Source organism: Aquimonas sp., assembly GCF_044377145.1.
GTDB lineage: Bacteria > Pseudomonadota > Gammaproteobacteria > Xanthomonadales > Xanthomonadaceae > Aquimonas.
In genome coordinates, this window is the sequence record NZ_JBILJQ010000122.1 from 1 (window position 1) to 8281 (window position 8281).

General features: G+C 66.1%; 3 protein-coding genes and 3 pseudogenes. 5 read left to right on the plus strand and 1 reads right to left on the minus strand.

Going from position 1 to position 8281, the window contains the following annotated elements; translation table 11 throughout:
* Positions 1–254, minus strand: a pseudogene (locus ACIQ7H_RS21075) (hypothetical protein); the annotation flags it as partial.
* 494 nt (positions 255–748) lie between these two features.
* Here ACIQ7H_RS21075 and ACIQ7H_RS21080 point away from each other — a divergent pair.
* The 5 genes and pseudogenes from ACIQ7H_RS21080 to groEL all read left to right on the plus strand — a co-directional run.
* The gene (locus tag ACIQ7H_RS21080; protein ID WP_395795269.1) at positions 749–3397 is read left to right on the plus strand and encodes a hypothetical protein; all 2649 of its coding nucleotides are present in this window, start codon (positions 749–751) and stop codon (positions 3395–3397) included.
* Positions 3398–3644: 247 nt separating this feature from the next.
* On the plus strand, positions 3645–4655 hold the full coding sequence (locus ACIQ7H_RS21085; protein WP_395795271.1) for a GNAT family N-acetyltransferase: 1011 nt from the start codon (positions 3645–3647) through the stop codon (positions 4653–4655).
* Between the two features lie 111 nt (positions 4656–4766).
* Positions 4767–5448, plus strand: a pseudogene (locus tag ACIQ7H_RS21090) (TCP-1/cpn60 chaperonin family protein); the annotation flags it as partial.
* 694 nt (positions 5449–6142) lie between these two features.
* A complete protein-coding gene (locus tag ACIQ7H_RS21095) occupies positions 6143–7810 on the plus strand; it encodes a hypothetical protein (protein ID WP_395795273.1) in 1668 nt (555 codons plus the stop codon).
* A gap of 210 nt (positions 7811–8020) precedes the next feature.
* Positions 8021–8281 (plus strand): annotated as a pseudogene (gene groEL / locus ACIQ7H_RS21100) (chaperonin GroEL); the annotation flags it as partial.

Sequence of the window (8281 nt, forward strand, 5' to 3'; positions counted from 1 at the left end):
TGCTCAGCACACCCGGCGCGCTCAAGGCCAGATCCACACCCGTTGAGCTCGATCTGCCGGAGGTGGTTAGTTAGAAAAAACGTCGCCGAGTGTTGGGAAAGGGTTGACACGTTCCGACCCACCCGGAACTCTTCGTCAAGCAGGTACGCGATCGTCCGGGATATGACAGCGGCGGCAGCGTGCGGATCGTCACCAACATTGAAGAGCCACGCGCCATCCTTGCCCACTTCGAGAAGCACGGCGCGCGGGAGCAAGCGCACCGCCTGCTGCGGCTGCTTAAGACTCCGTCGCCCGCCTAGCAGCCTGTCGGACTTTGGTTGGCCGGGCTGCAAATCCGCCTGCGCGGTCCATTTTTCCGCCGATTCTTGGCCAATAGAGCACACTATTGGCCTGCAAATCGTCGAAAAACTGTCCTCTCGCAGTCGAATTTTCGCCTCGACCCCCAAAGCCCGACAGGCTGCTAGCCGACGGCAAAAGCCCAACCCGACCCGATGCGGCCACGATCCCGCAGGCTCGCGCTCGGCCCGCTGTCGGGAATCGGCGAGAAATGGACGCGGACGGCGGCGTACGGCGGGCCTCAACGTGCCGAAACCCCACTCACAGACGAACGATGCGTGCCCAAACCGGCTCTTGCGCGACCTCTGCCTCCCCGACAGACTAGCCAAGAAAGGCGTTTGAACGTCCTATACGCCTTCCCGCCGGCCTCAGCGTGCTGGTGCCATCTGCCTTTCACTCAGGAGGTTTCCCCATGTTCTCCCGTTACGCCGCGCTCGGTCTGGCCGGCGCCATCACGCTGGCCCTGGCCGCCTGCGCCTCGCATGCTCCGCGCACCGAACTGGGCCAGCGCAGTCATGACCCCAACGTCATGGCCATGCTTGCCAAGCGCAAGAAGCCGTACGACAAGCCTGCCGAGGCCGCGCGCTATTTCACGGAGAAGCGCGCGCCGCAGGGCGAGACCGCGCTCGACTACGAACTCTGGCGGCAGGCTGAGCGCGACGCCAACGCGCTCTCCTGGATGGAGAGCGCCAGCATGACTGTACGCGGACCGGCCAGCCGCTCCTCCATTGGTCAGCTCTCGGTATGGGAGCAACTCGGCCCCGGCAATATCGGCGGCCGCACCCGGGTAGTCCTGTTCGAGCCCGGTCGTGCTTCGACCATGTACATCGCCGGCGTCGCCGGCGGCCTGTGGAAGTCCACCAATGCCGGGGCCAACTGGGTGCCGTTGAACGATCTGGCGCCGAACATCGCGGTCAACTCGGGTGTGATCGACGTCGCCAACCCCTCGCGGCTGTGGATCGGCACCGGCGAGGGCTACTTCAACGGCGGCGCGGTGCGTGGCGCCGGCATTTTCGTCTCCACCAATGGTGGTCTTGACTTCACCCAGCTGCCGTCCACCGCGCCTTCGGCCAGCAATTTCAACTTCCTGTTCGTCAACGACCTGGCCCAGAGCCCGACCAACCCGAACGGCCTGTACGCCTCCACCAACACGGGCCTCTGGCGCTCCACCGATGCTGGTGCCAGCTGGACCCGGGTCATCAACGCCAGCGCTGCCACGGTGGGCGCCGCAACCGTCACCCACTTCGGCGGCTGCTACGACATCTCGGTGCGGCCCGGGCCGGCGACCACCGACGACGTGCTGGTTGGCTGCGGCTCGTTCGCAACGGTCGGCACCGACGTCGGCGCGGTGTACCGCAATACCGATGCACTCGGCGCGGGCGCCTGGACGGCAACGCTGGCCTCGCCGGAGCAGGCGCGCACCACCCTCGCGCACGCCCCCAGCAATCCGCAGATCGTCTACGCGCTTGCCGCGAGCAACGTTCCCGATGCAACCGCCGACGGCCTGCTCGGCGTCTATCGGTCGGATGATGGCGGCACCACCTGGGCGCCGCGCCGGCTCAACGACGGCAGCAATGCCAACAACAGTCTGCTGCTGTCGAACCCCGTGATCGCGCGCCTCGCTGAGTGCGGTTTCGGTCCGCCGGGCAGCGGTTTCTTCCTAAACCAGGGCTGGTACGACAACGTCATCGCGGTCGACCCGATCAACCCCGACCGCGTCTGGGCCGGCGGCATCGACCTGTTCCGTTCGGATGACGGCGGCCAGAATTGGGGTACGGCCTCGTACTGGTGGTTCCCGTCCACCGACCCCAACTACGCTCACGCCGACCAACATGTGATCGCCTTCCACCCCGAGTACGACGGCGTCGGCAACCGCACGATGTACATCGCCCACGACGGCGGAATCCAGCGCACGGACAATGCCAACGCGGCGGTCGGCACCGACGCCAGCGAGGCCGGCGCGAACTCGATCTGCGGCCAGACCAATCTGCCCGAGGTGACCTGGCTGTCGCTCAACAACGGCTATTCGGTCACCCAGTTCTACCACGGAACCGTGTACCCGGATTCCGCCGGCTTCATTGGTGGCACGCAGGACAATGGCACGCTGCGCCGCCAGCTGCCCACGGGTCCGAATCAGTGGGGCGAACTCCTCGGCGGCGACGGCGCCTACGTCGCGGTGTCTCCGGCCAATCCCAACGTGCTGTATGCGGCGAACACGGACATCTCGATCCGGAAATCAACCGACGGCGGCGCGACCTTTGCCGGCGCTACTGCGGGCATCAACGATGCGGGCCTGTTCATCAACCCCTTCGAGATGGATCCGAACGCGCCTGACACCCTGTGGACAAGCGGCCGCCGCCTGTGGCGCACCACCGATGGCGCTGCCAGTTGGGTGGCCGCCAGTACCACCCTTTCGACCGCCGCGCCCTTCAATACAAACCACAGGCACAGCGCACAGGGGATCGCCCCGGGCGATCCGAACCTGGTCGTGGTTGGCACCAACCAGGGCCAGATTCTGCGCAACACCGACGCGGGCAGCGCCACCGGAACCACTGCCTGGACAGCAACGCGTCCGCGCGCCGGCTTCGTCGCCGACATCGCCTTCAACGCTGGCGAGGCGGGGCTGCCGGCGGACCAGCGCACGGTGATTGCTGTCTATGCCACGTTCAACCCGCTCTCCAACCCGACCGCGGCAGCCCACGTATGGCGCAGCCGTGATGGCGGCCAGACCTGGACGGGCATCAACGGTTCGGGTTCATCGCGAATCCCGAACGTGCCCGTGCATACGGCAGTGATCGATCCCAACTGGCCCAACGGCGACCGCATCTTTGTCGGCACCGACGTAGGGGTGTTCGTGACCATCGACGGCGGCGTGAACTGGCTGCGCGAGAACACCGGCGCAGCCAACACGGTGGTTGAGGAACTTGCGCTGCAGCGCAATCCCACGAGCGGCGCGCTGGAACTGTTCGCCTTCACCCACGGCCGCAGCGTCTACCGCAGCGTGGTCTCGGAGTTCCCTGCGGCCATCTTCGCCGATGGTTTCGAGTCCGGGGTGCGCTGAGCGAGCTCGGGGCCGGCGGATGCCCAGCGGCATCCGCCGGTCTTCGCTGGCGGCAAAGCTCAGTGGAAGCCCCTGGCGCGCGCATCCAGTTGTGCCGAGCAGATCACTTGCATCGGTCAGCCGACACTTTGTCGCACCTCGGACCGTCGGCGCGCCCTTGGATCGCGTTCGGCGTTGTGTGCTGGGGCGTTGCGAGCGATTGCTCCGGCAGATATGTTACGCCTTACACAACGACTGGAAGACCGTCATGGAGTACATCTCTCGCCTGGGCCTGGTCGCCCTGGGTAGCCGACTTCGTGCCGTCAGCGAGCGGGTGTATGCCGTCGCGGACGACGTGTACCGGGCGCTGGGTTTGCAGCTTCAGGCGCGTTGGCTGCCGGTGTTGCGGATCCTCAACGACCGTGGGGCGCTGACGGTGGGAGAGATTGCCCAGGCCGTCGGCCAAACGCATTCCGCCGTGAGTCAACTCGCGCAGCGGCTGCTTGCCTTGGATTGGCTTGCGGTTGAAGCCGACCCCACGGACGGACGCGTGCGCCGGCTGTCGATCACTCCGAAGGCGCAGGCTGAACTGCGCAGGGCGAAGCCGTACTGGCGCGCCATTGAGGACGTCTACGCCGCGCACTGCCACGCGCATGGCATCGACCTGCTACATGCGCTGACGACGTTCGAGAAGGTGATCACGCCGACGCTCGCCGATGAAGTGATCGCACGCGGCGCCGGAGCGGCCCGCGACGCCCTGCGGATCGTGCCCTACGCGCCCGCGCTCGCGCCGCACTTCCTTCGGCTCAACGAGGCCTGGCTGCGTCGATACTTCTATGTCGAGGAAATCGACCATCGCGTGCTGTCCAACCCGGAGCCGGAGATCCTCGCCCGCGGCGGCAGCATCCTGTTCGCGATGCTCGGCGAGGACGTAGTGGGCACCTGCGCGCTGCTGCCGGATGCGGCCAAAACCTACGAACTCACCAAGATGGCCGTGGACGAGTCGCGCCAGGGGCTGGGTATCGGCCGCGCGCTGCTGGAGGCGGCCATTGCGGAGTTCCGCCGCCGCGGCGGCCAGAGACTGTTCCTCGAGACCAACAGCAAGCTCATTCCGGCCCTGCGGCTGTACGAGAGCCTCGGGTTCGAACGGCAGCCCTCAATCAAGCCCGATTCGCACTACGCCCGAGCCAATGTCTACATGGTCTGGCGTGATCCGCAGGACGGCGCGACCCCGCGACGCAGGCCACGCAAGGCCAAGCCCGATGGTCGGAGCGTTTGACGAAAACGGGAGCCAGCGTACGTCTCCCAGAGCCCGCGGGCGATTGCGGCTACTGCCCCCGAAGAATGTCCGCTGACCCTGTTTCACCCTTGCGGCGGTCGCCAGCCCGGTATCTCCAACGAGAACAGCACGATCGTCGACGGCGCTGTTGACGGCAAAGGCATCCAGGCCCGCATCAAGCAGATCAAGGCGCAGATCGAGAAGACCTCCTCCGACTACGGCAACGAGATGCCGCAGGAGCGCGTGGCCAAGCTGGCCGGCGGCGTCGCCGTCATCAAGGTCGGTGCTGCCACCGAGATCGAAATGAAAGAGAAGAAGGCCCGCGTTGAAGACGCCCTGCACGCCACCCGTGCGGCAGTGGAAGAAGGCGTGGTCCCCGGCGGCGGCGTGGCGCTGATCCGCGCGCTGACCGCGATCCGCGATCTGCGCGGCATCAACGAAGAGCAGAACCACGGCATCGCGATCGCCATGCGCGCCATGGAGGCCCCGCTGCGCGACAACGCCCGCTCCGCGGGCTACGCCTTCGCTTCATCGCTGCGCGATTCGCTCGGTTGGTGACATGGTCGCGATGGGCATCCTGGACCCGACCAAGGTCTGACACGGCGCTGCAGGACGCAGCCTCGTTGGGCCGCTTCGCGGCTACCAGGCGCTTCGCGCCAACGCCGGCCTGCTGATCACCACCGAAGCCATGGTCGCCGAGCTGCCGAAGAAGGACGCTCCGGGCGGCGGTGACCACGGTCACGGCGGCGGCATGGGCGGTATGGACTTCCAAGTCCTGCGACTCGATGCATGACGCACGGCAGCCGGTGGCGGTCGCCGTCGCTTCGGAAGGATCCAAAAGCAAAAGCCCCGCAGCGATGCGGGGCTTTTTCGTGAGCTGCCGTGAACGGTCCGCGCCGAGGCGGGGCGCTCGGCCTGCGACCCATGCACCGCCGATTGACGTCAGCGCGAACGGCGAGCCGCCGACCCCGCGGAGAAGCGCCGCTTGATGGCCTGGGCGCGACGTCTCAAGCGCGTGTTTGGAATCGATGTGAGTGTTTGCGCCCACTGTTGCGGTGCGATACAGATCCTCGCCAGCGTCAGGGGACCCATCGCCATTCGCAGCCACCCTCGCCCGCTTGGCGAAGCACGGCGCGTGGCAGCAAGCGAACTGACGGCCAGCAGCGCTCGAGCCCATGCCAGCAAGGCCATGCAGCACAGACGCCATGACCGCCAGGCTGGGATACCCATGGACCTGGTCCCATCCTTCCAGCTCGGTTCCTTGCCCATCAGGCCTGCGTGCATTGGGGGAACGCAGCAGCGATCCGGGTAGCACCCATCCATACCCCATGTGAATCAATGTCACGGGCGCTATCCGGCCCGATCGACACCGCCAGAGAGTCGCAAACCCTTGACCTGAACTGTCTGTAGTGCATGCTTGCTGAGCGAGCGTTCCACTTTTTCGCCGCCGATCGGGCCAACGTTACCCGCACAACACGAGGGTGTGTATGTACAAGAAATACTCAAGTAAAGCTGCGTTGCTTGCAGGGCTTGCCTTGGCCAGCCTAACCAGTTCTGCATACGCCGCCGTGGTGTGCGGACCGGCCGCAAACCTCTCAATCCCGGCAAATATCGATGGCGTGTACCTCAACCTGGTCACAGGCGCCACGGGCACCGCTGGTGGCGGCACCGCCGGTTGGGATCTCAACGCGTACCAGACCGGCACACCTGCGTCACTTTTCTTGTTCTGGCCAACCACTCCTGCCAATTCTTTTGGTGGGGTAGCCGCCGGCACGGTGTATAGCGTATTGAACGCCGGCGATCCGATCGGACCGGGTCAAACCTACTCTGTATCATCCGGCAGCGGCGGTGCCGCCAACTTTGTCAACCTGACCGGCACCACGGGTGACAAACTTCTCGGCGTTCGTTTTTTCAACGAAGCCACGTCAGCCATCAACTTTGGCTGGATGCGGCTCAACACCACGGCGACCAGCGGTTTCCCAGCCACCATTGTCCAGTACTGCTACCAGAACGATGGCACCCAAATCCTGGCGGGAAACACCGGCGGTCCGGTGAATACTGCGCCTACACTCACCTACAGCCCGACCACGGCAGCAGGGGTGAGCTTCCCGGCCGGTCCGGCAGGTGCAGCCAATTCCTCGATTGCGATCAGCTCCGCCGGTGCCGTGGGTACGGGCCAGTCGGCAGTGACAGGTTGTTCGATCACAGGCGCGGGTGCTGCGTCTTTCGGCGCAGTCACCACCACCCCGGCGAATGGAGTGTTCAACACGGCGACAACGTCTGGTGCGATCAGCCTGAGCTGCACGCGCGGTGCTTCGGCCGCAACGGCCTCGCTGTCGTGTACCGAAACTGCGACCCCGACGGTGGCTGGCTCGCCGTTCACGCGGACCTGGGCGCTGACTTGCCCGGCGGCAGTCGTGACTAATGTCGCGCCGGTCGGCGCGGTGGCGCCAACCACACTGACCGCCGGCACGGGCTCGGTCACGCCGACGATCACCACGCCAGCCCAGGGGGCCGGCAGCACGGTGTTCTCCTGCAGCATTCCGGCGACGGCGCCGAGCAATTTCGCCATTGCCAGCAACGCGAGCCAGACACTCACGAATGCTGCACCCGCGGCGATCGGCCTGACTTGTGCCCCGCAGGCTGCTGCCACTCAGGCCACGCTGACCTGCACGCAGACGGCCACCCCCGGCCCCAACCCTGCCAATGCCACGGCGGTTGTCACCTGTCCGGCCGCCCTCGCAGGCGTCAGCCCGGGCACCGTGTCGGGGACGACGATCAACCTGCCCGTCTTCTCGCTGCCCAGCACCGGCTCGAGCAGAAGCCTGAGTTTCACCTCGACCGGCAACGCGTCTGTCCTGAGCTGCACCACGACCGGGGCAGGCTTCAGCGTGGCGCCTAACCCGCTGAACCTCGCCACCGGCGTTCCGGGCTCGGTGACGGTCAGCTACACGGGCACGACCGTCGGAACCTTTACCGGGACCTTGACCTGTACCTCCAACACCGCCGGTGGTCCGTTCGTCTATCCGCTGGGTGTGGTCGTCAGTGGAGCAGTGGTTTCGGTTCCGACCCTGGGCCAGGGCGGCCTGTGGCTGCTGATCCTCGGCGCAATGGGCCTCGGCCTGCTGTCGATCAGCGCGGGCCGTCGCGACTGATCGCGAGCGGCTTGATCGGGTGGCGCGATCACCGCGCCACCCGTTCGCTTTGAGCCACGGAGAGGGCGGCCACTGGTCGCCCTTTCTGGTTTTTGGGCCGCATCAAAAGGTGGCTGCCGGAGCGGGGCAACCGGCGTATGGCCGGCGAGTCCGGAGTTTGCGCCATGCGCGGCGGCATGCCCGGCAAAGTGGACGTGCGTGCATGCCTTCGACAATGTCGGCCTGCAGCTTGAGAAGGCGACCATCAATGATCTCGGCCGCGCCAAGAAGATCGTGATCTCGAAGGAGAACAGCACGATCATCGACGGCGCCGGTGACGGCGACGGCGCCGGCGATGCCGACGCCATCCAGGCCCGCATCAAGCAGATCAAGGCGCAGATCGAGGAGACCTCCTCCGACTACGACCGCGAGAAGCTGCAGGAGCGCGTGGCCAAGCTGGCCGGCGGCGTCGCCGTCATCAAGGTCGGTGCT

Bases quoted from the DNA above. Each gene is read 5' to 3' on its own strand.
- ACIQ7H_RS21095 (WP_395795273.1), top strand. From the start codon at position 6,143: ATGTACAAGAAATACTCAAGTAAAGCTGCGTTGCTTGCAGGGCTTGCC.
- ACIQ7H_RS21085 (WP_395795271.1), top strand. From the start codon at position 3,645: ATGGAGTACATCTCTCGCCTGGGCCTGGTCGCCCTGGGTAGCCGACTT.
- ACIQ7H_RS21080 (WP_395795269.1), top strand. From the start codon at position 749: ATGTTCTCCCGTTACGCCGCGCTCGGTCTGGCCGGCGCCATCACGCTG.